Annotated in this window: 27 protein-coding genes, 1 tRNA gene and 1 pseudogene; 13 read left to right on the top strand and 16 right to left on the bottom strand. The window is 67.0% G+C overall.

What is annotated here, in order from left to right:
- Positions 1–178: 178 nt before the first annotated feature.
- Both QF206_RS01240 and QF206_RS01235 read left to right on the top strand, forming a co-directional pair.
- Positions 179–1201, top strand: coding sequence for a zinc-binding alcohol dehydrogenase family protein (locus QF206_RS01240; RefSeq protein ID WP_281488098.1), 1023 nt, complete (start codon positions 179–181; stop codon positions 1199–1201).
- Between the two features lie 72 nt (positions 1202–1273).
- Positions 1274–2581: a phosphoribosyltransferase family protein gene (locus QF206_RS01235; RefSeq protein WP_281487381.1), complete on the top strand. Its 1308-nt coding sequence runs from the start codon at positions 1274–1276 to the stop codon at positions 2579–2581.
- 6 nt (positions 2582–2587) lie between these two features.
- On the opposite strand, the gene QF206_RS01230 is transcribed toward QF206_RS01235, so the two are convergent.
- Positions 2588–2965 carry a cupin domain-containing protein gene (locus tag QF206_RS01230; RefSeq protein WP_281487380.1) on the bottom strand — a complete coding sequence of 126 codons (378 nt, stop codon included), beginning with the start codon at positions 2963–2965 and terminating at the stop codon, positions 2588–2590.
- A gap of 275 nt (positions 2966–3240) precedes the next feature.
- Between QF206_RS01230 and QF206_RS01225 the strand changes: the two genes are divergently transcribed.
- A complete protein-coding gene (locus QF206_RS01225; protein WP_281487379.1) occupies positions 3241–3789 on the top strand; it encodes a potassium channel family protein in 549 nt (182 codons plus the stop codon).
- A gap of 67 nt (positions 3790–3856) precedes the next feature.
- Here the strand turns inward: QF206_RS01225 and QF206_RS01220 are convergent.
- Positions 3857–3928, bottom strand: a tRNA-Gln gene (locus QF206_RS01220).
- A gap of 149 nt (positions 3929–4077) precedes the next feature.
- On the opposite strand from QF206_RS01220, the gene QF206_RS01215 reads away from it, so the two are divergent.
- From QF206_RS01215 to QF206_RS01205, 3 genes are read left to right on the top strand one after another with little or no spacing between them, the layout of a single operon-like run.
- Positions 4078–4491, top strand: a complete 414-nt coding sequence (locus QF206_RS01215) for a TM2 domain-containing protein (RefSeq protein WP_281487378.1) — start codon at positions 4078–4080, stop codon at positions 4489–4491.
- Positions 4492–4503: 12 nt separating this feature from the next.
- The gene (locus QF206_RS01210; RefSeq protein ID WP_281487377.1) at positions 4504–4707 is read left to right on the top strand and encodes a hypothetical protein; all 204 of its coding nucleotides are present in this window, start codon (positions 4504–4506) and stop codon (positions 4705–4707) included.
- A gap of 51 nt (positions 4708–4758) precedes the next feature.
- The gene (locus QF206_RS01205) at positions 4759–5541 is read left to right on the top strand and encodes an SDR family oxidoreductase (RefSeq protein WP_281487376.1); all 783 of its coding nucleotides are present in this window, start codon (positions 4759–4761) and stop codon (positions 5539–5541) included.
- Between the two features lie 22 nt (positions 5542–5563).
- On the opposite strand, the pseudogene QF206_RS12455 reads toward QF206_RS01205, so the two are convergent.
- From QF206_RS12455 to QF206_RS01175, 7 genes and pseudogenes are all read right to left on the bottom strand, one after another.
- A pseudogene (locus QF206_RS12455) lies at positions 5564–6177 on the bottom strand (AMIN-like domain-containing (lipo)protein).
- Between the two features lie 202 nt (positions 6178–6379).
- Entirely contained in the window at positions 6380–7396 is a 1017-nt protein-coding gene (locus QF206_RS01200) for an NAD(P)/FAD-dependent oxidoreductase (RefSeq protein ID WP_281487375.1), read from the bottom strand.
- A complete protein-coding gene (gene gltX, locus QF206_RS01195; RefSeq protein WP_281487374.1) occupies positions 7393–8874 on the bottom strand; it encodes a glutamate--tRNA ligase in 1482 nt (493 codons plus the stop codon). Before gltX ends, QF206_RS01200 begins: the two co-directional genes overlap by 4 nt.
- Positions 8875–8907: 33 nt before the next feature.
- On the bottom strand, positions 8908–9591 hold the full coding sequence (locus QF206_RS01190; protein WP_281487373.1) for an HAAS signaling domain-containing protein: 684 nt from the start codon (positions 9589–9591) through the stop codon (positions 8908–8910).
- Positions 9592–9742: 151 nt separating this feature from the next.
- A complete protein-coding gene (locus QF206_RS01185) occupies positions 9743–10513 on the bottom strand; it encodes a fumarylacetoacetate hydrolase family protein (RefSeq protein ID WP_281487372.1) in 771 nt (256 codons plus the stop codon).
- A gap of 116 nt (positions 10514–10629) precedes the next feature.
- Positions 10630–11736, bottom strand: a complete 1107-nt coding sequence (locus QF206_RS01180; protein WP_281487371.1) for a branched-chain amino acid aminotransferase — start codon at positions 11734–11736, stop codon at positions 10630–10632.
- Between the two features lie 60 nt (positions 11737–11796).
- On the bottom strand, positions 11797–12852 hold the full coding sequence (locus QF206_RS01175) for a 3-isopropylmalate dehydrogenase (RefSeq protein WP_281487370.1): 1056 nt from the start codon (positions 12850–12852) through the stop codon (positions 11797–11799).
- A gap of 168 nt (positions 12853–13020) precedes the next feature.
- Between QF206_RS01175 and QF206_RS01170 the strand changes: the two genes are divergently transcribed.
- A complete protein-coding gene (locus tag QF206_RS01170) occupies positions 13021–13272 on the top strand; it encodes a DUF6458 family protein (protein ID WP_281487369.1) in 252 nt (83 codons plus the stop codon).
- Between the two features lie 98 nt (positions 13273–13370).
- A complete protein-coding gene (locus tag QF206_RS01165) occupies positions 13371–13721 on the top strand; it encodes a hypothetical protein (protein ID WP_281487368.1) in 351 nt (116 codons plus the stop codon).
- A gap of 102 nt (positions 13722–13823) precedes the next feature.
- Here QF206_RS01165 and serA read toward each other — a convergent pair whose 3' ends face one another.
- The 6 genes from serA to QF206_RS01135 form a co-directional block, all read right to left on the bottom strand.
- Positions 13824–15416, bottom strand: coding sequence for a phosphoglycerate dehydrogenase (serA, locus tag QF206_RS01160; RefSeq protein WP_281487367.1), 1593 nt, complete (start codon positions 15414–15416; stop codon positions 13824–13826).
- Between the two features lie 71 nt (positions 15417–15487).
- Positions 15488–15910, bottom strand: coding sequence for a hypothetical protein (locus QF206_RS01155; RefSeq protein WP_281487366.1), 423 nt, complete (start codon positions 15908–15910; stop codon positions 15488–15490).
- Positions 15907–16380, bottom strand: coding sequence for a hypothetical protein (locus tag QF206_RS01150; protein ID WP_281487365.1), 474 nt, complete (start codon positions 16378–16380; stop codon positions 15907–15909). Before QF206_RS01150 ends, QF206_RS01155 begins: the two co-directional genes overlap by 4 nt.
- Positions 16377–16634, bottom strand: coding sequence for a DUF3039 domain-containing protein (locus tag QF206_RS01145; RefSeq protein ID WP_281487364.1), 258 nt, complete (start codon positions 16632–16634; stop codon positions 16377–16379). The genes QF206_RS01150 and QF206_RS01145 overlap by 4 nt, the downstream gene beginning before the upstream one ends.
- Before the next feature lie 161 nt (positions 16635–16795).
- The gene (locus QF206_RS01140; protein ID WP_281487363.1) at positions 16796–18361 is read right to left on the bottom strand and encodes an ABC transporter permease; all 1566 of its coding nucleotides are present in this window, start codon (positions 18359–18361) and stop codon (positions 16796–16798) included.
- Entirely contained in the window at positions 18337–19476 is a 1140-nt protein-coding gene (locus QF206_RS01135; protein WP_281487362.1) for an ABC transporter ATP-binding protein, read from the bottom strand. Before QF206_RS01135 ends, QF206_RS01140 begins: the two co-directional genes overlap by 25 nt.
- Before the next feature lie 237 nt (positions 19477–19713).
- Between QF206_RS01135 and QF206_RS01130 the strand changes: the two genes are divergently transcribed.
- The 4 genes from QF206_RS01130 (at position 19714) to QF206_RS01115 (ending at position 22371) form a co-directional block, all read left to right on the top strand.
- On the top strand, positions 19714–20406 hold the full coding sequence (locus tag QF206_RS01130; protein ID WP_281487361.1) for a phosphocholine cytidylyltransferase family protein: 693 nt from the start codon (positions 19714–19716) through the stop codon (positions 20404–20406).
- Between the two features lie 52 nt (positions 20407–20458).
- Positions 20459–21253, top strand: coding sequence for an ABC transporter permease (locus QF206_RS01125; RefSeq protein ID WP_281487360.1), 795 nt, complete (start codon positions 20459–20461; stop codon positions 21251–21253).
- On the top strand, positions 21253–21990 hold the full coding sequence (locus QF206_RS01120; protein ID WP_281487359.1) for an ABC transporter ATP-binding protein: 738 nt from the start codon (positions 21253–21255) through the stop codon (positions 21988–21990). Before QF206_RS01125 ends, QF206_RS01120 begins: the two co-directional genes overlap by 1 nt.
- Before the next feature lie 84 nt (positions 21991–22074).
- The gene (locus QF206_RS01115) at positions 22075–22371 is read left to right on the top strand and encodes a hypothetical protein (protein WP_281487358.1); all 297 of its coding nucleotides are present in this window, start codon (positions 22075–22077) and stop codon (positions 22369–22371) included.
- A gap of 41 nt (positions 22372–22412) precedes the next feature.
- Here the strand turns inward: QF206_RS01115 and QF206_RS01110 are convergent, their stop codons facing one another.
- Positions 22413–22589, bottom strand: a complete 177-nt coding sequence (locus tag QF206_RS01110) for a hypothetical protein (protein WP_281487357.1) — start codon at positions 22587–22589, stop codon at positions 22413–22415.
- Here QF206_RS01110 and QF206_RS01105 point away from each other — a divergent pair.
- A complete protein-coding gene (locus QF206_RS01105) occupies positions 22588–24006 on the top strand; it encodes a recombinase family protein (protein WP_281487356.1) in 1419 nt (472 codons plus the stop codon). The genes QF206_RS01110 and QF206_RS01105 overlap by 2 nt on opposite strands.
- The last annotated feature ends 118 nt before the right edge of the window (positions 24007–24124 follow it).

Genomic DNA, 24124 nt, shown 5'->3' with positions numbered 1-24124 from the left:
GTGATTCAGTCGTCGCGAAGCCGGCTCCCGGAGACCTGCCCTGATCAACAGGGACTTTCGGGCCTGGACGTTCATCCCGGTCGCCGCTAGCTTCGCGGGATGTCGGCTCGCCCCGGCCCGCACGAGGGCGGTGGCGGCTGCGTCCGTCGAACTGAGGAATCGGACGGTGGTGACCTCAATGCGGAGTTGGCGCACGACCCCGTCACCAGGTGAGCTCGAGCTTGTGGAGACGCGGGTGCCTTCGCCGCGGCCCGGGGAGGTGCTGGTGCGCGTCGAGGTATGCGGCATCTGCCGCACCGATCTCCACGTGATCGATCGTGAACTTGAGGTGCATCGTGAGCGCGTCATCCCAGGGCATCAAGCCGTCGGCCGGGTGGCGAGCCTCGGGGCGGGCGTGGAGGAGCCGTTTATCGGGACGCTCGTCGGCGTGCCCTGGTTGCATCGCACGTGCGGAGAGTGCCGGTGGTGCCGTTCGGGAGCGGAGAACCTCTGCCCGAGGTCGCAGTACACAGGCTGGGACGTCGATGGCGGGTTCGCCGAGTTCATCGTCGCACCGGCCGCCTTCATCTACGAGCTTCCCGACGCGGCTGATCCGGCGACCGTGGCACCATTGCTCTGCGCCGGAATCATCGGCTTTCGAGCCCTGAGCCGAGCAGCGCTTCCGCCCGGCGGGGTTCTCGGCCTCTACGGCTTCGGATCCAGCGCGCACATCGTCGCCCAGCTCGCCATCGCCGCGGGCGCACGAGTATTCGCGATGAGCCGGGGCGAGCAGAACCGAGCGCTCGCGCGCGAGCTTGGGGCGGCCTTCGTTGGCGACGCGATCACCGCTCCCCCTGAGCCGTTGGATGCGGCGATCATCTTCGCGCCCGCAGGCGAACTCGTTCCGGTGGCGCTCCAGGCTACTCGAAGCGGCGGCACCGTAGTGCTGGCTGGTATCGAGATGAGCGACATCCCGTCGATGTCGTATCGGCGCACCCTGTTCCGAGAGCGAGACCTGCGCACCGTGACATCGAACACTCGCGATGACGGCCGCAGGCTGCTGAATCTGGCGGCGAACCTCCGACTGCGACCGAGCATCACCCGAGTGCCGTTCGACTCGCTCGACTCCGCCGTCGAATCGATCCGTGATGGCACCGCCAGCGGTTCGCTCGTGCTGTCCGTCGGCGAATCGGATGCCGAGGCGGCGCAGCGGCCGTCGTGACGAGTGCCGGCTCGACCGGCCGAAGGACCTAAGCCCCGCCGAACCGGCTCACCCAGCGGGCATGCTGATGGGGTGTTCCGTGACCGCATCGACGGCGCGAACCGGTTGCTGAGCGAGTTGCACGAGTTCCGCGGCGACAACAATGCCGTCGTCCTGGGACTCCCTCGGGGTGGGGTGCCGGTCGCGGCCGTGGTCGCTGAGGAGTTGGAGCTCCCCCTTGACGTAGTGGTCGTGCGAAAGCTCGGCGCACCATTTCAGCCTGAACTCGCCATGGGCGCTATCGCCGAGGGGGGCACGAGAGTGCTCCACGAGACCTTGATCTCGGAGTTGGGCGTTGACTATTCGCAGCTCGCCCGAGTCGAGCAACGAGAACTGGCAATGCTGAACGACCGCGTGCAGTTGCTGCGACGGAACGCGCCTCCTCGCTCCCTCGACGGTTGCACCGCCATTCTGGTCGACGACGGCTTGGCGACCGGCGCCACCGCCGAAGCTGCCTGTCGATCTGCCCGAGCGAGAGGCGCGGACCGCGTCGTATTCGCTGCACCGGTCGGGCCTCACGATGCTGCCCGCCGTGTTCCGTCAGCCGATCGAGTGATCTGCGCCAACGTCCCAGACTCGTTCTACGCGGTAGGTCAGGCGTATGCAGAGTTCGCGCCGACCAGCGACGAGGAAGTCATTCTCCTTGTCGACGAGGCGCGGCAGCGGGTCGAGGGACGTCCGTGGCGAGCGCGCATCGGCATCCGAACATCAGAGGTGGAAGTTCCCACGGGTCGAGCCGCGCTCAGAGGAACCTTGGGCCTCCCTGCCGACCCCACTGGATTCGTGATATTCGCCCACGGGAGCGGAAGCAGCCGCTCGAGCCCCAGGAACCGACTGGTGGCAGGCGCACTCAATCGCGCAGGCATCGGGACGCTGCTCATGGACCTTCTGCTGCCGCGGGAGGAGGCGCACCGCGAGAAGGTGTTCGATATCCCCATGCTCGGAGAGCGGCTCGTGCTCGCGCTGCATTGGCTCCGGACCGCGGAAGGGATCCGGAGGCTTCCTATCGGATACTTCGGCGCCAGCACCGGTGCGGGCGCCGCACTCTGGGCTGCCGCGGCACCAGAATCCGCCGTGACGGCGATCGTCTCGCGGGGCGGCCGCCCAGATCTCGCCGGCGACCGACTTGGGAGCGTATCGGCACCCGTCATGCTCATCGTCGGCGGCGATGACGCCATCGTGCTCGACCTCAACCGCAACGCGCAGGCGCGCTTGAACGGTCCGAGCGAGTTGGTCGTTGTGCCCGGAGCGACGCACCTGTTCGAAGAGCCGGGCGCTCTGGCCGAAGTCGCGATCGCCGCCCGGCGCTGGTTCCTGCACTGGTTCTCGCAGTCCGACTGAGCGCGCTCACTCGTGCCCGGCATCCTCCTCCGCACGCGCCCAGTCGGTCGCGCCGTACCAGTCGATGACCACGACTGGCTCATCGCCGACGACCCACGCATCATGGCCTTGCGGGAGGCTCGTGATGTCGCCGGGCCCGCCGACGAACTCCCTGCCATCGTCCATGCGGATCGCGAGCCGGCCCTGAACGTGGTACTGGAAATGGGGGGCGAGGCAGGAGTCAGTCCCGGCGATCGGCTTCACATCGTTCGACCACCTCCACCCGGGTTGGAGTGTGAGGCGCCCGATGACACTGTCACCGACCTTCAAGAGCTCAGCCTTGCCGTGCGGGAACTCCCGCACCTCTGAAGGCTTGGCGAACGTTTCATGCTCTACGGTCTGCACTGTGTCCTCCTGACCGAACGCGCACCTCTCGGCGGCGCGTTCACAATCCACCCGTCGGCGAGCCCCGACAAGAGGCGGTCGCCCTGCACCGTGCCGCTACGGCCGAGTCGTGGCCACGGCCGAGTCGCTTGATCTCCCGAGAACACCGCCGCCTACGAAGCACTTCACAAAGCCGACGACGTCAAGTCATGATCGGCACACGAGAACGGTGCGAAACGCCGGGCCGTGCTCCCCCGCGTCGAGCGTTTGCAGGTCGGACGGGATTGGGGGCAGCAATGAAAGCAGAGCCCGCGCCGCCCAATGCGCGGCCGACGCGCGTGGTCCTCATCGTGGGACTTCTCCGCGCGGCACTCACCGCGGTGGTCGTCACGCTGGCGTACTTCTTGCTCCCCCTCGACCGGATGCGTGCGGCCCCGTTGTGGATATCGCTCGGCGTTGCGGGCGCCGCCCTGCTGCTGTTGGCCACCTGGGAGGTCCGCGGTATTTCTCGATCGCGATACCCAGCCATTCGCGCCGTGCAAGCGCTCGCGCTGACTGTTCCGCTGTACGTGCTTCTGTTCGCCGCAACGTATTACGGGATGGCGGTCGAGAATCCGCACAACTTCGAGCCCTCTGGCCTCACGCGCGTCGACATGCTGTATTTCACGGTCACGACGTTGGCGACCGTGGGATTCGGCGACATCGCCGCAGCGAGCCAGGAGGCACGACTCCTCGTCACCGTGCAGATGATCTTGAATCTGCTCATCCTCGGCGCAGGCATCCGCGTCTTCGTGGGCGCAGTCCGCAGTCGTCGCGCAACAAACCGCGCGCAGCAAGCGCCGTGAACGCGAGGACGTCAAGATCCTTGCCGTGATGGCTCAGTCACCGTGACGAGAACTCTGCGAAGGAGAGCTGGGGTACCTGGACTCGAACCAAGAACAACTGAACCAGAATCAGCCGTGTTGCCAATTACACCATACCCCAGTGCGCCCTGCCGAGGCCGGGGCACGAGTAGCTACTTTACCCTACGCAGCAGGCGTGAGCGAATCACGGACGACGGCCTCGGAAGGACCTTCGGCCCGAGATGGTTCGCCGTCGCGCGTGGAGAATAGGGGCGACCGAGGAGGGCAGCGATGTCTACCTACCCCGATGCGCCGATGGGCGATCGCACCCCCTATCAACAGGGCGCGTATCAACAGAGCACGCCATCGAACAGGTCATTCATCGCAACGTGGCTGTTCGCCTGGCTGCTCGGCTTTCTCGGTGTCGACCGCTTTTACCTCGGAAAAGTCGGTACCGGGATCGTGAAGCTGCTCACGATCGGTGGTCTCGGTATCTGGTGGCTCATCGACCTCATCCTCACCCTGGCCGGCGTGCAGCGCGACAAGGAGGGGCGGCTGCTGCCCGACTACCAGGAGCACAAGCTGATCGCGTGGATCGTCACCGCTGCCGGCACCGCACTGTGGATCTTCATCTCCGCGATAACCCGGCTCTTTGCGTTCGTACCCGAACAGCTCGGGCCGATTACGCCTTGGTGGAACGGATGACGAGGATCGCCCATGTCTGACGGACGGAGAAGCGTCAAAGTGGTCGAGCGCGCCGGGCCTTGGGGCTTCTTCTTCGTACTCGCTTACATCGGCGCCGCCATCTACTTCATCTCGCACTCCGACGGCAGTTTCCTCGGGGTAGTGCTGGGACTCTTGCAAGCGATCGTCTGGCCGGTGTATGTCATTTACCACGTGCTCGAACTCCTGGCCGTATGAACCGGCAGCGCGGCACTCCTCACATATCTCTGCGGGAAGCAGGTTGCAACGATGTCTCGAACCCATGTCATCACCGGAGCCGCAAGCGGAATCGGGAAGTCCACTGCTGAGTTGCTGACCCAACGCGGCGACCGAGTCATCGGCGTCGACCTGCGCGGCGCCGATGTGAACGTCGATCTCTCGACCCCGGAGGGGCGAAGCGAACTGGTCGACAGGGTCACCGACTTGAGCGACGGCGTGATCGACACCATCATCGCGAACGCCGGACTGGCGACGCCCACCGCAACCACTGTGGCGGTGAACTTCTTCGGCACTGTCGCGACGCTCACCGGCCTTCGGCACCTGCTCGCCGCGTCGTCTGCGCCGAGGGCGGTTGCGACCGCGTCGATGGCCTCGCTGTTCCCTCCAGACGACGCGCTGCTCGAAGCGCTCACGGCCGAAGACGAGCCGCGAGCGATGGAGCGAGCATCCGAGTTGGAAGCGGCGGGCGGCGACGCCGCATCCCAGATCTACGGAACCACGAAGCGGGCGCTCGCGCGCTGGATCCGGCGGAACGCGATCACGCCTGACTGGGCGGGAGCTGGCATCCCACTCAATGCGATCGCGCCCGGCGTGGTGAAGACGCCGATGACGGAGGCGTTCACCGGCACCGAGGAAGCGCGCACGGCCATCCTGAAGACGGTTCCCATGCCCCTGAACGGCATCTTCGAGCCGCGCGACGCCGCATATCTGCTCGCCTGGCTTGTGAGCACCGAGAATGCACACCTCTGTGGGCAGGTCATCTTCATCGACGGCGGCTCAGACGCGGTGATCCGCGGCGACTCGACCTGGTGACAGAGCCGGTCGCCAAGCGCTCTCAGTGGAGGACGTCCAGGACGACTCTCGACCCGCTGCCAGGGCCCGGAAGGGTGAACGCACGGAAAGGCCGTTTGCTCTCCACGCCTACGCCGAGCACGGTCCTGCCCTCGAAGCTGCCGGCCCACCCGATCTGCCGGAACACCTCGAACCCTGAGACGTCGGCGACCTTGTTCCGATCGGCCGGGAAGTACGTCTCTTCCCGGTCTCGATGTCGTAGGCGGGCGCGAGGACGACCACGCTGAGGAAGGCCGAGCCGGCGAGGGACAGCATCCGACCGCTCCCCTCCTCACTGACTGCGGAGACGTACCGCACCTCGTAGCCGGGCGCACTCCGGTCGAGGTCGATCACGAGGCGGTCGAAGCAATCGTGGCGGCCGACCCGCACGTCGGTCACGCGCGCGGTCGAGGCCTGCGTCGCCGCTTGCGGCGCGGTGGTCCAATCGGCTTCGCACGATGGTCCGGGCGGAGGGGGCGTGATCGGCGCAGCCGTCGGTTCGGGCGAGAGCGTTGGGCTCGTGGGCGTCGGGGCCACCGGCTCCGACGGCGAGGCCGATGGCGTCAGCGTCGAGGTCGGGCTGGGCGAGGGCCCGCCCGTGCACCCGCCCAGCAGCATGACTGCTGCGAGCGCGAGAATCCCCCACGCCGCTCTCACGCCCTGCGCGGTGAGATCGCGCTCGGCAGTCTTGCGGGGTCGGTCACCCGTCATACCCGAACAGTAGGCTCGCGCCGGTTCCCCTCCACAGGGCCCTTCGACCCGATGTCACAGGCCTTCGAAGAGCAAAGCAGCAGAGCAGCAGCGCAGCAGAGCAGACAGCTCAGCGACTGTGCGCGGTCGGCACTCCGATGAGGTCGCGGTTGATGGTCGCCGCGACTCGAGCGCCCGCTCCCGCGGCCACGATGAGCTGCTGCGGACCGGGTGAGGTGCAGTCGCCGGCGGCGTACACACCCGCATGACTCGTGCGTCCATCGCGGTCGATCGTGAGCAGGCCCCAGCCGTCGGTGGCCAAGTCGAGCGAGCCGGCGAAGTCGAGTTGCGCGTGCCACTTCGGCCGAACGAATCCGCCGGAGATCTCGATCACGTCGCCGTCGTCGAGGCGGATGCCGCTGACACCCTCGCGGCTGCCCTCGACATCGGCGATGGGTCTGCGCTCGACGCGCACGCCACGGTCGGCCAACACTTCTTCCTGACCGTCGGTGACAGCATCCGCGCCATTGGTGAAGACCGTGAGGTGGTCGCTCCACTGCGCGATGAGCAGCGCCCGCCACGCGATGTCGGAAGTCTCGCCGATCAGCGCGATCGGCCGGTCGCTGTACTCGTAGCCATCGCAGGCGACGCAGCTGAACAGGCCCATTCCGTAGAACGAACGGATGCTGGGGAGCTTCGGCAGCGTCTCCTTCAGCCCCGTCGCGAGCAGCACCGTCTTGCAGCGCACCACGCGGTCGGGCTGACCGTTGATGCCGCGAGCCCGCACTTCGAACAGGCCCGTCGAGCCGGTCGTGTGAGTGTCGGTCTGGTAGATGTGGCGCCCGGGCTCCTCGAGCGCGGTGATGGACTCGACGACCGCCAGTTGGTGCTCCGCTTCCGGGTAGGCGAGGTACTCCTCGCGGCCGAGTCGCCGGAGCTCATGCGGCGGCGTGTTGTCGCGCGTCAAGAAGCCGTGAGAGATCAGGGTTGCCGAGTGACGCGGGCGGTTGCTGTCGAGCACGAGCGTGCGTCGCCGCGCACGCACGAGATTCAGCGCGGCGGAGAGCCCCGCCGGCCCCGCTCCGATGACGATGACGTCGTACTCGGTGGCGGCATCCGTCGGCAGCGGAGCGCGCTCGGTGGTCACAGCCGCGCCCGAAGCCGTTCGAGTCGGGTCAGCGTCGAGTCGCGGCCGAGCAGCTCCATCGACTCGAACAGCGGCGGGCTCACACGACGGCCCGAGATCGCGGTGCGCAGCGGACCGAACGCGAGCCGCGGCTTCTTGCCGAGGCCGTCGATGAGCGACGCGCGAAGCGCGCTCTCGATGCCGTCGAGGCCCCATTCGTCGAGCGCTGAAAGCGCCTCGATCGATGCCTGAAGCACCTCGCCTGCGTCGTCCTTCAGCCCGATGAGCGCGTCGTCCTCGTACTCGATGGCGTCATCGGCGAGGAAGAAGAAGCCCATCATGTCGCGCGCTTCGCTCAGAAGGGCGATGCGCTCCTGCACGAGGGGCGCGGCCTTCGCGAGCAGCACGCGATGCTCGCCGCTGTTGATGAGGTCGGCGAGGTAGGGCAGCAGCCGCTCGGCGAAGTCGGTCGGCTCCAGCATCCGAATGTGGTCGCCGTTGATGGCCTCGGCCTTCTTCACGTCGAAGCGGGCCGGGTTGGGGTTCACGTTCTCGACATCGAACGCGTCGATCAGCTCGGCGATCGTGAACACGTCGCGATCTGCCGCGATCGACCAGCCGAGAAGTGCGAGGTAGTTGAGGAGTCCTTCGGGAATGAATCCGCGGTCGCGGTGGTGGAACAGGTTCGACTCGGGATCACGCTTCGAGAGCTTCTTGTTGCCTTCGCCCATCACATACGGCAGGTGCCCGAATCGCGGGATGAAGGTGGTGACGCCCGCCTCAATCAGAGCGCGGTACAGCGCGATCTGCCGCGGGGTCGAGCTCAACAGGTCTTCACCGCGCAGCACGTGCGTCACGCCCATCAGCGCATCGTCGACCGGGTTCACGAACGTGTACAGCGGCAGCCCGTTCGGACGCACGACGACGAAGTCGGTGAAGCTGCCGGCCGGGAACGTGATCTCGCCGCGAACGAGGTCGGTGAAGCTCAGGTCGGTGTCGGGCACTCGAAGGCGCAGCGCGGGCTGACGTCCTTCGGCGCGGTAGGCGGCCCGCTGCTCATCGGTGAGGTCGCGCTCGAAGTTGTCGTAGCCCTGCTTCGGATCACGCCCGTTGGCGATGTTGCGCGCTTCGATCTCCTCGGCGGTCGCGAACGACTCGTAGAGGTGACCGGATGCCTTGAGCTTCTCGATGATGTCGGCGTAGATGCCTTGCCGCTGAGACTGCCGGTACGGGCCGTGCGGGCCACCGGTGTCGATTCCCTCGTCCCAGTCGATGCCGAGCCAGCGCAGTGCCTCGAGCAACTGGAGGTAGCTCTCCTCACTGTCGCGCGCCGCGTCGGTGTCTTCGATGCGGAAGATCATCGTGCCCCGGTTGTGCCGGGCGTACGCCCAGTTGAACAGGGCCGTGCGGATGAGCCCGACGTGCGGGGTGCCGGTCGGAGACGGGCAGAAGCGCACTCGGATATCGGAACCGGTCGCGGTGGAGAAGAGATCAGCCATCGAGACCGATTCTAGTTCGCCGGAATGGGCGGTTCAGCGGTTCTCACGCGCCCGTGAGCGGGCGCGCACGATCAGCCAGATACCGAGCACCACATTGACCGGGATCCACAGCAGGAAGACTGACCACCAGAGGTCGAACGCGGCGGGGACCAAGGGATTCACCCCAGGGTCCATCTCAGAGTCAGCGAGGCGCTGCACCCAGGCCGCCGCAATGCCGAGCAGCACCGCGCCGGCCGCTCCGAACGTCGCGACCAGCTTCTCCCACGTGCGCCACACGCGCGACATCCAGACGAGCACGATGCCGACCACCCAGCCGAAGAACGGCACGACGAACCCGCCGACCGCGACGAGCAGGACCGCCGCAAGTTCGAAGCCTCGGATCCCGGTGGCAGCGAGCCCACCCGGTGCCGCCTCGGCACGCGCGTCGGATGCCGCAGACAGCGGTTGCGCGCTGATCCCCGCCGCGGCACCGTCAGGCGCCGCAACAGCGCCGCCTGCGGCCGCCTCCTGGCGGGCGTTCGCCGCGATCAACTGCGGGTCGCCGAGCAGTTCGATGCGCTCGGCGGCGGTCGCGGCATCCGCACCGAGCAGCTCTTCTTCGACACCCGCGCGGATGTCGCGGCGCACGCTTTCGGGCAGGCCCTCGAGCGCCACGTCGAGCTCGGCCAGGTACGACCGTGTGACGCGTGGCAGTTCCGACGACGGCGTGGACGTCATGTGCTCCTCGGTTCGGCGGGTTCGGTGATCGTCGCTTCGTGCGGCGGCCCCGAGCAGGGGGTCGACAGTCCACCGACGCTTCACGCACCCGACCGCCCTGCGCGCTCGGGACGATGGGCCGACGCGCGAGATTCGCGCGGATACCGGCAGGTCAGGCTCGGTTGCGCGCCGGGTTCGAGAGCACGCCGATGCCGTCGATCTCGATCTCGACCGTCTGCCCGTCGACGAAGCCACCGAGGCCGGCGGGTGTGCCGGTCAGAATCAGGTCGCCCGGCAGCAGCGTCCACACATCGGAGATGAACTCGATCAACTCTGGAATCTTGTGCAGCAGATCGCGAGTGAAACCGTGACGACGCTGCTCGCCGTCGACCCTGGTGGTGATCTCGAGGTTCGAGGGGTCGAGCTCGGTCTCGATGACGGGCCCGATCGGGCAGAAGGTGTCGTAGCCCTTCGCACGGGCCCACTGACCGTCGGCGAACATCTGGTCGCGCGCAGAGACGTCGTTCGCGATGGTGTAGCCGAAGATGTGGTCGTACGCGTCGGCGGCCTTCACACGCTTCGCGATCTTGCCGATCACGACTGCGAGCTCGCCCTCGTGCACGATGCGCCCCTCCACCGGCGGGATCTGAATCGTCTCACCGGGGCCGATCACCGAGGTGTTCGGCTTCAGGAAGATGAGGGGGTTGCTCGGCGCTGCGACATCCATCTCAGCCTTGTGCTCGGCGTAGTTCAGCCCCACGCACACCACCTTCGACCGAGGGATCACGGGAGCCAGCAGTCGAGCCGACTCGAGCGGCACACGCTCCCCCGTGGTGTCGAACCCGGCGAACATCGGGTCGCCCTGCAGAACGACGAGTTCCTCGTCGTCGACGATGCCGAAGCGCGGGTCGCCGTCGCCGGTGGTGAAGCGTGCGATTTTCACGTGTTCTCCTCGCGCGCATGAGCCATGCGCATGGTCACATACTGATGGTGGTGATGCTCAGGTGTGAGGGCGCCGGTGCCCATGGGTCCCGCGGATGCCGCGGGCGTGCGTGCTGATCAGGCGTCGAGTCGCAGCATCCAGCCGTGCTTGTCGTCGCGACGACCGTACTGGATGTCGGTCAGCTCCTGCCGGAGTGACATCGTGAGCTCACCCGCCGGCGCATCGGCCGAGCCGATGGCGAAGTCGGGCGTCTTCAGCATCGCGATCGGCACGATCACGGCAGCGGTGCCGCACGCGAAGACCTCGGTGATCTCGCCGGAAGCCGCGCCGTCCCGCCACTCGTCGATCGAGATCTCACGGCGCTCGATGGCGTGGCCGCGGTCGGCGGCCAACTGCAGCACCGAGTCTCGTGTGACGCCCTCGAGGATGCTCTCGGATGCCGGGGTGACCAGCGTGCCGTCGCGCTTCACGAACACGATGTTCATGCCGCCGAGTTCCTCGACGTACTTGTGGTGCACGGGGTCGAGGAAGAGCACCTGCTGGCAGCCCTGCTCGTAGGCTTCCGCCTGAGGCAGCAGCGAGGCCGCGTAGTTGCCTCCGGTCTTCGCGAAGCCCGTGCCTCCGTCTGCTGCTCGCGAGTACTTGCTCGACAGCCAGATCGACACCGGTGCGACGCCGCCGGAGAAGTAGGCGCCGGCGGGGCTCGCGATGAGGTAGTACGCGACCTTGTTCGCCGGGCGCACGCCGAGGAACGCCTCCTTGGCGAACATGAACGGGCGCAGGTACAGGCTGGTCTCCGGGGCTGAAGGCACCCAGTCGCCGTCGACCGCGATGAGTTCGCGCAGCGATTGGATGAAGTACTCCTCCGGCAGCTCCGGCAGCGCGAGACGTCGTGCTGAGCGGTTCAGGCGCTGAGCGTTCATCTCGGGCCGGAACGTCCACACCGAGCCATCGCCGTGTCGGTAGGCCTTGAGCCCCTCGAAGATCTCCTGCCCGTAGTGCAGCACCGCTGCCGAGGGATCGAGGGCGATCGGGCCGTACGGCTGGACTCGCGGCCGGTGCCACCCGCCGCCACGCGACCAGCAGATGTCGACCATGTGATCGGTGAACCGCGTGCCGAACCCGGGATCGGCGAGCACTTCATCGCGCTCGGCGGCCGACTTCGCCTGGAGGTTCTTCGTCACCGCGAATTGGAGCGGAGTAGCGGTTGCGGCGCTGGTCATGGCGTTCCTTAGTGGGCGATCGGTTGGTTCGTTCTATTTGGTCGGTGCTCTTCGGATCGGTCAGTGCTCGCCGATCGCCGCCACGATGGCGTCGCCGGTTTCGCTGGTGCCCCGACGCGCTTCGCCGCGGCCGGCGAGGTCGCGCGCCACTGCCCCATTGATCTTCGCAGCCTCGTCAGCGAGCCCGAGGTGCTGCAGCAGCAGCGCGGCCGAGAGGATGGCGGCGGTCGGGTCTGCGAGCTGCTTGCCCGCGATGTCAGGCGCAGAGCCGTGCACCGGCTCGAACATGCTCGGGAACTCGCGGTCGGGGTTGATGTTGCCCGAGGCGGCCAGGCCGATGCCGCCGCTGATGGCGCCAGCGAGATCCGTGAGGATGTCGCCGAAGAGGTTGTCGGTCACGATCGTGTCGAACCGGCTGGGCTCCGTGACCATGAAGATCGTCGCGGCATCGACGTGCAGGTAGTCGACCGCAACCTCTGGGTACTCAGTGGCGACGCGGTCGACGATCCGCTGCCACAGCCCACCGGCGTGCACCAGCACGTTGGTCTTGTGCACGAAGGTGAGGCGCTTGCGGGCACGGGATTGCGCGGTCTCGAACGCGAAGCGCACGACGCGCTCGACACCGAAGGCGGTGTTGACGCTGGTCTCGTTGGCCACCTCGTGGCGGGTGCCGATGCGCATGGCACCGCCGTTGCCGACGTACGGCCCTTCGGTGCCCTCGCGCACCACGACGAAGTCGACATCGCCGGGGGCTGCGAGCGGCGAGCTGATGCCGGGGAACAGCGTCGCCGGGCGAAGGTTGACGTAGTGGTCGAGCGCGAATCGCAGCTTGAGCAGCAGCCCGCGCTCGATGATGCCTCCCGCAAGGCGGGGGTCGCGCGGGTCGCCCCCGACCGCGCCGAAGAGGATCGCCTCGTGCTGCTTCAGTCGTGCGAGGCTCTCGTCGCTCAGCACCTCGCCCGACTCCAGATAGTGGGTGGCGCCGAAGGGGTACTGGGTCTCGACCAATTCGATGTCGGCCGGAAGCACTGCCCTCAGCACCTTGAGTGCTTCGGCGGTGACTTCTGGGCCGATGCCGTCTCCAGGAATGACGGCGAGATCGATGGTGCGAGGCATGGCCACTAGCGTATCGCGCGTTCGGGAGCGGCCAGAGCGAACCCCCTCTGACGTTCCCAGCGGTTGCTCGTCTTGCGGACAGGTTCCCCACAGGGTCACCATGTGCCGCGGGCCCTGCGCCGATATCACCTCGGTGTCGACCTGGCCCAAGGATCGGAGGAAGCCGTCATGAGCATCGGTTTCGGAGTGTTCCTGTTCGTCGTGGGTGCGATTCTCACGTTCGCGCTGCAGGTAGAGGTCGACTGGATCTCGCTTGACCTCGTCGGCTGGATCCTGATGATCGCCGGCGTGGTGACAGTGCTGATCGGCATTGTCCTGATGGCGCGTCGGCGTCGTTCGACGAGCGTCTCGCGTACCGAGATCGACCCGGGTACCGGCGCGGCGGTGCGCCGCGACGACAACCTGAGCGATCCGCTCTGAGTCACGAGTGAAGGGCGGGGCACGAGGTGTCCCGCCCTTCACCATGGGCGGGCTCCGTGCTCAGCGTTGGCCGCGCTGACCGCACCTAGACTCAAAACATGGAAATCGTTCGCAATATCCTGCTCGTGCTCCACTTCGTGGGTCTCGCCTCGCTGTTCGGCGGCTTCATGGTGCAGATGTCAGCCTTCAGGACTCGTTCCGGCCGCATCAACCCCGCGATCCTCCATGGAGCGCTCACGCAAGTGGTCACCGGCCTGCTGCTGGTGGGCGTCGCAGAGATGGGCGACGCCGATGTCAACCACGTCAAGATCGGCATCAAGCTGGTCGTGGCGCTGACCATCTACGTTCTCGCGCTGGTGTTCCGCAAGAAGGAGACGATCTCGAACGGCATCCTGGGAACGATCGGGCTGCTCACTCTCGTGAACATCGTGGTAGCGGTCTTCGTCTAGCGCGGACTGCAACGTGAAGGGCCGGGGTCTCCCCCGGCCCTTCTTCGTTCTTCCTGTTCGTGGTTACGCGAACGGATGCCGCAGCCGCACCTCGATCGGTGGTCAGACCTCGATGACGTCGATCTCGCGAACGAAATCGGCCTCGATGGCGCCCTCGATCTCGCTGAGCAGTTCAGCGGGCACCGGTGAGTCGACCATCACGATGCTCAACGCCTTGCCGCCGGCGGTCTTGCGCGCGACCTGCATACCGGCGATGTTGATCTGGGCGTCGCCGAAGAGCTTGCCGTACACCGCGACGATTCCCGGGCGGTCGACGTAGCGCATCACGATGAGGTGGTCGGCGATCGGCACCTCGACGTCGTAGCCGTTGACCTCGACGATCTTCTGCGCCTGCCTCGTGCCGGTCAGCGTGCCGGAGACCGAGATCTGCGACCCGTCGCTGAGCGCACCGCGAAGCGTGAGCAGATTGCGGTACTCCTCACTCGTTGCGTCGGTGATGAGCTGCACCTCGACGCCGCGCTGCTCGGCGAGCAACGGCGCGTTCACGTAGCTGACCTGCTCGCTCACGACGTTCGTGAAAATGCCCTTCAGCGCTGCGAGCTTCAGCACGCTCACGTCGAAGGCGGTGATCTCACCGCGCACCTCGACAGCCACGCTCGTGAGCGGGCTGTCGACGAGACCCGCGAACACCTGGCCGAGCTTCTCCATGAGCGGGATGCCGGGGCGAACAGTCGGGTCGATGACACCGCCGGCCACGTTGACCGCGTCGGGCACGAGTTCGCCGTCGAGCGCCAAGCGCACCGACTTCGCCACCGAGACACCGGCCTTCTCCTGCGCCTCACCGGTGGAGGCGCCGAGGTGCGGGGTGACGGTGATGTTGTCGAGCTCGAGCAGCGGCGAGCCGGTGGGCGGCTCGCTGACGAACACGTCGAGCCCTGCACCGGCGATGCGCCGCGACTTCAATGCCTCGTAGAGCGCGTCTTCATCGATGATGCCGCCGCGGCTCGCGTTGACGATGCGCAGCGACGGCTTCGCCTTCGCGAACTGCTCGGCGCCGATCAGGCCCGTGGTCTCAGGAGTCTTCGGGATGTGGATGGTGATGAAGTCGGCGCGCTCCATGAGTTCGTCGAGAGTCACCATCGTGACCCCCATCTGCTGAGCCCGGGCGGGCGTGACGTAGGGGTCGTAGGCGATGATCTCGGTGCCGAACGCGGCGAGCCGCTGTGCGACGAGCGCACCGATCCGACCGAGGCCGACGATGCCGATGGTCTTCTCGTAGAGCTCGACACCGGTGAACTTCGAACGCTTCCATTCGCCGGCCTTCAGCGAGGCGTTCGCGTCGGGTACGAGACGCGCGAGTGAGAGCAGGTGTGTGATCGCGAGCTCGGCGGCGCTGACGATGTTGGAGGTCGGCGCGTTCACGACCATGATTCCGGCCTCGGTCGCGGCCTTGATGTCGACGTTGTCGAGACCCACGCCCGCGCGTGCGATGACCTTGAGCTTCTTGGAGGCGGCGATCGCCTCTGCATCGAGCTTCGTGGCCGAGCGCACGAGCACGGCATCCGCGTCCGCCAATGCTTCCAACAGCACCGCGCGGTCGGTGCCGTCGATGTTCCTGATGTCGAAGTCAGGGCCGAGCGCGGCGACGGTGGCGGGTGACAGTTCTTCTGCGATCAACACGATCGGCTTAGCCACGGGTGCTTCCTTCGATTGAGACGGAGTGCGTCGGAAGAGACAGAAACGTTGTCGGAAACGACTGAACGAGTCTACAGACCGCCGGCATTCACATAGGCGGTCAGGGTGAGGGTCAAGGCTGCTGAGGCGCACAAGCCGGCGAGCAGGGCGCCACCCCGTTCGATCAACGGCCGGCCGCGTCCGATCAGCACCGCGGCGATGAATGCCGCCGGCGGGACGACGATGTTCGCGATGAGGGCCGACCACGGCACCGGCTGGTCGATCTGGAAGAGGTCGTTGAAGTACGCGATCTGCTGGGGCAGAGCGACGGCGCTCGAGGCCGCCTCCCAAAGGTCCCACGCGAAGAAGAGCCCGAAGACGACATAGAGCACCACCAGCGACGCCGTGCGCGGACGCTTCGGCGCCAGGCCGTTGGATGCCGGGGCCGCTTCGGCCGGGGACTCCCCCGTGATCGCATCGTTCACGCCCGTGCTCGGGTTCTCGAGATTGCTCATGCTGCGCTCCCGAGCACCCAGGGAAGCGGCACCAGCAGCACGAGTCCGGCCGCCAGCCAGCCGAAGCGCGCAAGCGGGCGTCTGCCCCGAGTGAGCACGAGCACGACGGCGAACCAGACGGCGGGCGCCACGATGGCGAGCGCCTCTCCGAGCTGATACATGATCTCCGGCAGCAGCGCGCCGAGGGTCACCGGGTCGCGGAACACGGCTGCGACCCAGCCGACGCTGTAGATGACGTAGATGCCCGCGATCACGCCGAGCGCGACCAGTTGCAGCGCACCACCCGTCGACGAGGCGACGGCGGCGCCTGCGTTGGAGGCATCCTGACCGCCTTCGACTCCGGTCGAGAGCGCACCGCGCGCCGAAGACTTCTGGGGCGAGGCGGTGTCGAGGGACTCGTCACCAGCCCATCGCAGCGCCTCATCGTCGGACGCGTCGAACCGGTCGTCGGGAGAATCGCCCTGGGTCACCCGCGCAGCTCTTCGTAGATCTCTTTGCAACTGGGGCAGATCGGGAACTTCTCCGGGTCGCGGCCCGGCGTCCACTTCTTGCCGCACAGGGCCCGCACCGGCTTGCCCGTGATCGCCGATTCGACGATCTTGTCCTTCGGCACGTAGTGCGAGAAGCGCTCGTGGTCGCCGTCTTCGAGCTGCTCCTGGTTGAGCAGCTTCTCGAGTTCGCGATCGAGAACGTCTGTGCCGCCGCCGGTGTGTTCGGTGCTCATACCTTCATCGTAGGCTTCAACGCCTGTTCGCGCCCTCCGCGAGAACGGCCAGCGAAGGGGGTTCGGAAGAGGGCAGCGAAGGGGCCAGCGGCGCAGACTGTCGGATGCCTGAGAGCACCCTCATCGACTCCGGTTCGCGGCTTGCCTGCCGCTGTCGAGACTCAGCCGCGGAGCGCAGCCGCGAGGAGTTCGGGGCCCCGGCGATCGAAGATCTTCCCGCCGAGGTGCAGACCGAGCACAAGACAGAGCAGCCCGAGACCCACGCCGCACCACAGGGTGAGCCAGACGTACTGACCGCCGAGCAATTGGCTTGCGACCGCCAGCGCGAACACCGGTCCGGCCAGCAGGAGCGTCGCGAAGAACGAGACCGCCTGCCGCACCGCCCCGCCGCCGCCCGACGGCTGTTGGAACGGGCTCTCGCCTGGAAGCGCCGTGGGGTACGGCAGGGCCGCGGAGGCGACCGACGAGACTCCGATCGACGCACCCAGAATGGCGAACCCGACGCCGAGCATGGGCGGCAGGATCGCGGCGTCGCCGTAGACACCGGCGCACAGCAGGCTCGCGAGGGTCACGGCCGGCACACCGATGATGATGGGCGGAACTGCCCGCCCCACTCGGTCGTCGAATCCGCGAGTGTCGGCCACGAGGTGGAGCCACACGGCGCTGTGGTCGAGCGCCACATCGTTGTGCACCGACCACCCGATGAACAGGGCCACCACCGGCACCGGCAGCAGCGCGATGAAGTCCACCGGCACGCCGGCGATCAGCAGCGGCACCGCCATGAGCAGCGGGATGAGGGGCACGACGACGATCGCCGTGAGGTAGCGCGGGTCGCGCACCCAATAGGTGAGGCTGCGCGCAGCGATCGCCCACGCCGCGCCGCGCCCGAAGAGACCGAACAGCCCGATGCTGGAGTGGTGCTCCCTCCTGCCTGCAAGGGCAGGAGCGCGCAGCATCCGCTCGACCGCGAAGGACCAGCTGCCGAAGAGCACCGCGACCGAGACGAACGCGACGAGCAGCCTCAGCAGTGCGCCCCACCAATCGCCCTCCGACGCGAGTGGGCCGACGGCCCATGCGGCCCCGAACGGCGTCCAGCCGAGCACCGCAGCGATCTGAGCCACCAGCTCACCGCCCTGCCGCGCCCAGTCGAAGTCGGCGATGCGGAGGAGCACCGGAACGATCAGGGCGAGTACCACCAGCGTGATCACCCGCACGACGCCGCGAGCGACCAGCACCGAGTGGAGCGCAGCTCCGACGCTGATGCCGAGCCGCCCGAAGAGCGCGAGAGTGGCGACGAGCGCCGGCAGTGCGACGACTCCGAACAGGCCCGCAACGCCGTCCCGTGCGAACGTCACCGTATGGGCGATGCCGATGACGATGAAACCCAGCACCGGAAGGCTGAGCACCGACGACAGCAGGATGCCTCTGGCCAGGGCGGCGGGTTCGAGCCCGAAGAGGACGAACCGGCGCGGGTCGAACTGGTCGTTCCCCGAGACGAGCAGCGGCAGCACGAAGATCGCGGCGGTGAACAGGGCCCCTGCGGTCGTGGCGATCGCGGCGGCGGTGTCGACTGGCAGCTCGCGGAGCAGCGCGAACCCGCCGAGTGCGAGGGCGAGGAGCGCGATGCCGTACACGACGACGATCGCGAGGCCCGCGAGCCCGAGGGGGCTGCGGCGCAGTGCGTTCGCGAGGAGGGAGAGCCTCAGTCCGAGAAGCTGTGCAACCACTCGAGCTCCCCGCTCTCGCTGTCGGCTCCGGCAAGCTCGATGAAACGCTGCTCGAGGGATTTGCGCGCGCGCACCTTGCCCATCGTGCCCGAGGCGAGCACACGACCCGAGACCATGATCGCGACGTGCGAGCAGACGCGCTGGATCAGATCCATGCTGTGGCTCGAGAGCAGCACAGTGCCACCGGATGCCGTGTACCGCTGCAGCATCTCGATGATGGTCGCGGTCGATACCGGGTCGACCGCCTCGAAGGGCTCGTCGAGCACGAGCACGCGAGGCGAGTGCAGCATCGCTGCCGCCAGCGCGATCTTCTTCGTCATTCCCAACGAGTAGTCGCCGACGACCCGGTCGAGCGCGTCTTCAAGCCCGAGCGCCTTGGCGAGGTCGGCCGAGCGTCCACGCAGGGTGAGCGTGTCGAGCCCACGCAGCGACCCCGCATAGTGCAGGAACTGCGCTCCGGTCAGGCGGTCGAACAGACGCAAGCGGTCGGGCAGCACGCCGAGCTGCCGCTTGGCCAGCGCGGGGTTGAGCCAGACGTCTGCACCATGCACCGTCACCAGGCCGGCGTCGGGCCGCAGCAGTCCGGTCGCCATCGAAAGCGTGGTGGTCTTGCCCGCGCCGTTCGGCCCCACGATGCCGTAGAAGCTGCCGGCCGGCACTTCGAGATCCATCGCGTCGACCGCCGGCACCCCGTTGAAGTACTTGGTGAGGTTCCGCATGCGAAGCACGACCTCGGCGGGCGCCTTGCGGGGCCGCGGCTTGGCCGGTGCGCTTCGACTACCGCTTGCCGCGTGCGGTGCGACGCGCTTGACGGGATTCGCCTTCGATTTCGCGGGAGCCCGCTTCGCGGGGGCCTTCTTCGCCGTCGTCTTCTTCGCGGGCGACTTCTTGGCCTCTGCGGGCGCGCTCGCAGCCTCGGCATCGCTCTCAGCGTCCGCGTCGCTCGTCGATGCGGGCGAGCTCGGGGCGGCCGGAGGCCCGGGAGGCGTCGGGGCGACGGGAGGAGCAGGCGGGGGCGGAGGCGCAAGGCGCTCCACTGCGGTTCGCACGCCGGAGCTCGCTTGCTGTTCTGGGGCGAGATCGTCTCTCACCCTGTCGTCGACTCCGGGCTCCACTCCTCAACCGTAGCAAGCGCTTCGCGCGCAGCCGACCTCGAAGATCTATCACGAAACGGCTACATTTCCGTGATCGGTGCGGGCCCCCGAGCGGGGGCAGGGGTACCGTGGTGCTCGCACGACGGAGTGTCCACAGCATTGCTGCGCGCCGAACAGCAGGTGAACGGGATTCAGCGTTCTCCCCGGTTCATACAGGTTCTGCACGGGCGCGGGCAGCACAATCCATGAGGAGGAAATGTGAGCACTCAAGTCGTCATTCTCGCTGCCGGTATGGGCAGCCGGCTCGGCCGCACGCTCCCGAAGTCGCTCACCGAGTTGAGCGACGGGCGAACCATCATGCGGCAGCAGCACGACAACATCCATGCCGCCTTCGGCCACACCGCGAAAATCACCACCGTCGTCGGGTACAAGCTCGACTACATCATCGACGCCTTCCCCGAGGCCAACTACGTCTACAACGAGCAGTACGACGTGACCAACACCTCGAAGAGCTTGTTGCGGGCCCTGCGTCGCACGAAGCCGGGCGGCGTGCTCTGGATGAACGGCGATGTGGTCTTCGACCCGACCGTGCTCGTGCGCGCCACCAACCTCGTCCAGCGCGACCAGTCGTTCGTGACGGTGAACACCTCGAAGGTCTCGGATGAAGAGGTGAAGTACACCACGGATGCCGAGGGCTACATCAAGGAGCTCTCGAAGACGGTTCGCGGTGGCCTCGGCGAGGCTGTCGGCATCAACTACATCTCGAGCCGTGACAAGGCTGCGCTCATCAGCCACCTGCAGCGCGTAGACGATCAGGACTACTTCGAGCGGGGCATCGAACTCGCCATCGAGCACGACGGTCTTCGGGTGGAGCCGTTCGACATCTCCGACCTGTACGCGGTCGAGGTCGACTTCGCCGAAGACCTGGAGCGCGCGAACCTCTACGTCTGACCCGCAGCGGGGCGCGCAAGCCCCCGCGTCAGCGGGCAATAGCATTGAGGCCGTGACTGTCCGCACCGAGTCTCCCGCGGCATCCGGGTTCTCGAGCTATCGCCATTCGCTGTGGCTGCTCACCCGGCGCGACCTGCGTGTGCGGTACTCGACCTCGTTCCTGGGGTACCTCTGGTCGGTGATCGACCCGCTCGTGATGGCGGGGATCTACTGGTTCGTCTTCACGCAGGTGTTCGATCGCACCGTCGGCGAGCAGCCCTACATCGTCTTCCTGCTGTGCGCGTTGCTGCCCTGGATGTGGTTCAACGGCGCGGTCGGCGACAGCACTCGCGCGTTCCTTCGCGAGGCGAAGCTCATTCGTTCGACGCGCATCGCGCGTACCGTCTGGGTGAATCGCATCGTGCTGTCGAAGGGCGTGGAGTACCTGGCGAGCCTGCCGGTGCTCGCAGTGTTCGCGGTCGCCTTCGGGGCAGCGTGGCACTGGGAGCTGCTGCTGATGGTGCCCGCGGTGCTGCTCCAGACCGTGCTCACCGTCGGCATCGGGCTGATCGTGGCCCCACTGGTCGTCTTCTTCCGAGATCTCGAGCGGGCCACGAAGCTCGTGCTGCGGTTCCTCTTCTATGCGTCGCCCATCATCTACGGCATCGGCGACCTGCCCGACGGCCTCGAGTTCTGGATGTCGTTCAACCCGTTGGCCGGCATCTTCAGCCTGTATCGAGCGGGATTCTTCCCCGGGCAGCTGCACTGGGATGCCGTCGGCATCAGTGCCGCCATGAGCGTGGCGATCCTGCTGATCGGTGTGTGGGTGTTCCGGCGAGCCGAGCGACTCGTGCTGAAGGAGATCTGATGGCCGTGATGATCGCGACCGAGGGCCTCGGCATCCGTTTCCGGCGCAATCGACGTGGAAGGCGCAGCTTCAAGGATCTGTTCGCATCGAAGCACCGCCGGTCGCGGCCGAATGAGTTCTGGGCACTCAAAGACGTGTCGTTCAGCGTCGAGCGGGGTGAGGCGATCGGCGTCGTCGGGCGCAATGGGCAAGGCAAGTCGACGCTGCTCAAGCTCGTGGCCCAGGTCATGCTTCCCGACGAGGGGTCTGTGCGAGTGCATGGCGGAGTGGCGCCGCTCATCGAGATCACTGGCGGCTTCGTCGACGACCTCACGGTGCGCGACAACGTGTACCTCACCGCCGGGCTGCATGGCATGACCAAGCGCGAGATCGACGCCTGCTACGACGAGATCATCGAGTTCGCAGAGATCCAGGGTTTCGAGGAGACCCCGTACAAGCACCTCTCCAGCGGGATGAGGGTGCGCATCGCGTTCGCCGTGATCTCGCGCCTCGACGAGCCGATCCTCTTGGTCGACGAGGTGCTGGCCGTGGGCGACAAGGCCTTCCGCGAGAAGTGCTACCGGCGGATCGAGCAGCTGCTCGCCGAGGGCCGCACGATGTTCTTCGTCTCGCACAACGAGCGCGACCTGAAGCGCTTCTGCACCCGCGGGCTGTACCTCGACAAGGGGCGCCTGGTGCATGACGGGCCGATCGACGAAGTGCTCTCGCTGTACAACCGGCACTACGCCGACAAGTAGTCGCCTCTCCCCCACCGATCTCGCCGCGCGGACGGCATCCACAGCGGTCGCCGGGGTGTCGGGGGCCGTTCATAGCCTCGCGGCATGTTCACCCCGCTCAGGCCCGTCGACCCCGAACTCGCCTACGCCGTGCCATTCGTCGTCGAGCGAGCGCGAACGCCGGTCTTCGAACTGCTCAACACGAGCGAAGAGCCCGCGCGCGCGGTCATGCTGAGCCTCATCGGCGATGGTCGGCTGGTCTCCGGGATGCCGACGACGCTCGAGCCAGGGGCGCGCCTGAGCTTTGCGCTGCACGGCGACGATGTCGCACGCGGCAGCGTCGTGATCGTGCGCTGGTTCAGGACCGACGGCTGTGAGTACCTGTGGCGTATCGCGTTCTGACTGCCGCTCCCGCTCGGCCGGTTGGCACTGCCCGACGGGTGCTAGTGCTCCGCGCGCCGTTCCCGCTCTCGAAGGAGTTCGGATGCCGTCAGCTGATGCCGCCGCTCAGGAAGAGAGTCGACGCCGATCCCCCGCACGAGCTCGCCCGGGTCGATCTCAAGGGCCGCCGCGATGCGCACAATGGTGAGGAAGTTGGCGTTTCGGTAATCTGCCCTCATGTCTAAGCCATCCTCAGCTGCGATCTACGCGCGCATCTCTTCCGACACGACCGGCGAGGGTCTCGGGGTGCAACGCCAGCTGGAGGACTGCCGGAAGCTCGCTGCTGATCGCGGCTGGCAGGTCGCGGAAGAGTACGTGGACAATGACATCTCTGCCTACAGCGGCAAGATTCGGCCCGCGTATCAGCGGATGCTGCAAGACATGGCGGCAGGCCTGCGCGATGCGGTGATCATGTACAACTCGGACCGGCTCACACGGCAGCCGATCGAGTTGGAGGAGTTCATCCGCGTGTGCGACCAAGCGGGAATCGAGCAAGTCGCCAGCGTCTCGGCTGACTTCAACATCGGCACCGACGATGGTCTGTTCAACCTCCGCATCATGGCCGCGTTCGCCGCGAAGGAGTCAGGGCGCAAGTCCGCACGCCAGAAGCGACAGATCCAGCAGCGAGCGGAGGCAGGTTTGCCCGGCGGCGGAAGCACACGCCCGTTCGGATACGAGCCCGACAAGATCACGATTCGGGAGTCCGAGGCAACCATCGTGAGGTCGCTGGTTGATCGATTCTTGGCTGGCGAGTCCACACGGTCATTGGCGATCTGGTTGAACGACAGCGGCATCCCCACATCGTCCGGCACGGCGCGATGGGCATCGCAAACCGTGCGCGGGATGCTCCGAGGACCGCGCCTCGCCGGCCTCCGAGTGCACCAAGGAGCGATCATCGGGAAGGGCATCTGGCAGCCGATCATCAGCGAGGAGGTGCACGCCCGGATCCTTGCGGAGTTCGACAAGCGCAAGACGTCCCAGCACCGTGCGCCTCGCCGATACCTGCTGTCTGGGATGCTCCGCTGCGGCAACTGCGGGGCGAAGCTGAACTCAGCTGCAAAGCACAGCGCGACAAGAAGCGAAACGCGCCGCTACGTATGCACCGCCGACCCGCGCACCGGAGGATGCGGCAGGCTCACCGTGGTGGCCGCGCCGGTCGAGGAGTGGCTGACCGAAGCTGTGCTCTACCGACTGGACAGCCCCGATCTGGCGGCAGCGCTTACTGGCCAAGCGCACGAGGATGCCGAACGGGATGCGCTCATGGAGGAACTGCAAGCCGATCGCGCGCAGAAGGACGAGCTGGCCCGGATGTGGGCCAACCGCGAAATTGCCAGCGCCGATTGGAAGAGCGCTCGCGAACCGATCGAAGTGCGCATCGCGGCCACCGAGCGACGCCTGCACCAGATGCAGGGCACCGAGGGCGTCGCGCAGATCGCCGGGACGGGCGACGAGATTCGCGCTAGTTGGGCATCCTTGAACCTCGAGCGGCAAAGCGCGATCATCAAGGCGCTACTGGACTTCGCCACGATCAAGCCCGGCAAGCGCGGAGCACAGTCGCTGGATCCGTCCCGGGTGGTGCCCACGTGGCGACTGTGAGCGGTCAGGTGGCGGGTCCGCCGCGCCGCGGCGCTCCCCCGCCACCCTGACCGCCCATCAGTGCGCCCACCTTGGCAACCACAACGGGATCCGACACCCGCACCGGCACCCCCTGCGC

It is taken from the genome of Ruicaihuangia caeni, assembly GCF_029952955.1.
Lineage (GTDB): Bacteria > Actinomycetota > Actinomycetes > Actinomycetales > Microbacteriaceae > Ruicaihuangia > Ruicaihuangia caeni.
Note: the sequence above shows the minus strand (reverse complement) of the source record. Positions and strands in the feature narration are given on the sequence as shown.

Bases quoted from the DNA above. Each gene is read 5' to 3' on its own strand.
- QF206_RS01155 (WP_281487366.1), bottom strand. From the start codon at position 15,910: ATGAGCAATCTCGAGAACCCGAGCACGGGCGTGAACGATGCGATCACG.
- QF206_RS01170 (WP_281487369.1), top strand. From the start codon at position 13,021: ATGAGCATCGGTTTCGGAGTGTTCCTGTTCGTCGTGGGTGCGATTCTC.
- QF206_RS01110 (WP_281487357.1), bottom strand. From the start codon at position 22,589: ATGAGGGCAGATTACCGAAACGCCAACTTCCTCACCATTGTGCGCATC.
- gltX (WP_281487374.1), bottom strand. From the start codon at position 8,874: ATGGCTGATCTCTTCTCCACCGCGACCGGTTCCGATATCCGAGTGCGC.
- QF206_RS01165 (WP_281487368.1), top strand. From the start codon at position 13,371: ATGGAAATCGTTCGCAATATCCTGCTCGTGCTCCACTTCGTGGGTCTC.
- QF206_RS01240 (WP_281488098.1), top strand. From the start codon at position 179: ATGCGGAGTTGGCGCACGACCCCGTCACCAGGTGAGCTCGAGCTTGTG.
- QF206_RS01215 (WP_281487378.1), top strand. From the start codon at position 4,078: ATGTCTACCTACCCCGATGCGCCGATGGGCGATCGCACCCCCTATCAA.
- QF206_RS01175 (WP_281487370.1), bottom strand. From the start codon at position 12,852: ATGCCTCGCACCATCGATCTCGCCGTCATTCCTGGAGACGGCATCGGC.
- QF206_RS01205 (WP_281487376.1), top strand. From the start codon at position 4,759: ATGTCTCGAACCCATGTCATCACCGGAGCCGCAAGCGGAATCGGGAAG.
- QF206_RS01210 (WP_281487377.1), top strand. From the start codon at position 4,504: ATGTCTGACGGACGGAGAAGCGTCAAAGTGGTCGAGCGCGCCGGGCCT.
- QF206_RS01180 (WP_281487371.1), bottom strand. From the start codon at position 11,736: ATGACCAGCGCCGCAACCGCTACTCCGCTCCAATTCGCGGTGACGAAG.
- QF206_RS01120 (WP_281487359.1), top strand. From the start codon at position 21,253: ATGGCCGTGATGATCGCGACCGAGGGCCTCGGCATCCGTTTCCGGCGC.
- QF206_RS01225 (WP_281487379.1), top strand. From the start codon at position 3,241: ATGAAAGCAGAGCCCGCGCCGCCCAATGCGCGGCCGACGCGCGTGGTC.
- QF206_RS01145 (WP_281487364.1), bottom strand. From the start codon at position 16,634: ATGAGCACCGAACACACCGGCGGCGGCACAGACGTTCTCGATCGCGAA.
- QF206_RS01190 (WP_281487373.1), bottom strand. From the start codon at position 9,591: ATGACGTCCACGCCGTCGTCGGAACTGCCACGCGTCACACGGTCGTAC.
- QF206_RS01105 (WP_281487356.1), top strand. From the start codon at position 22,588: ATGTCTAAGCCATCCTCAGCTGCGATCTACGCGCGCATCTCTTCCGAC.
- QF206_RS01115 (WP_281487358.1), top strand. From the start codon at position 22,075: ATGTTCACCCCGCTCAGGCCCGTCGACCCCGAACTCGCCTACGCCGTG.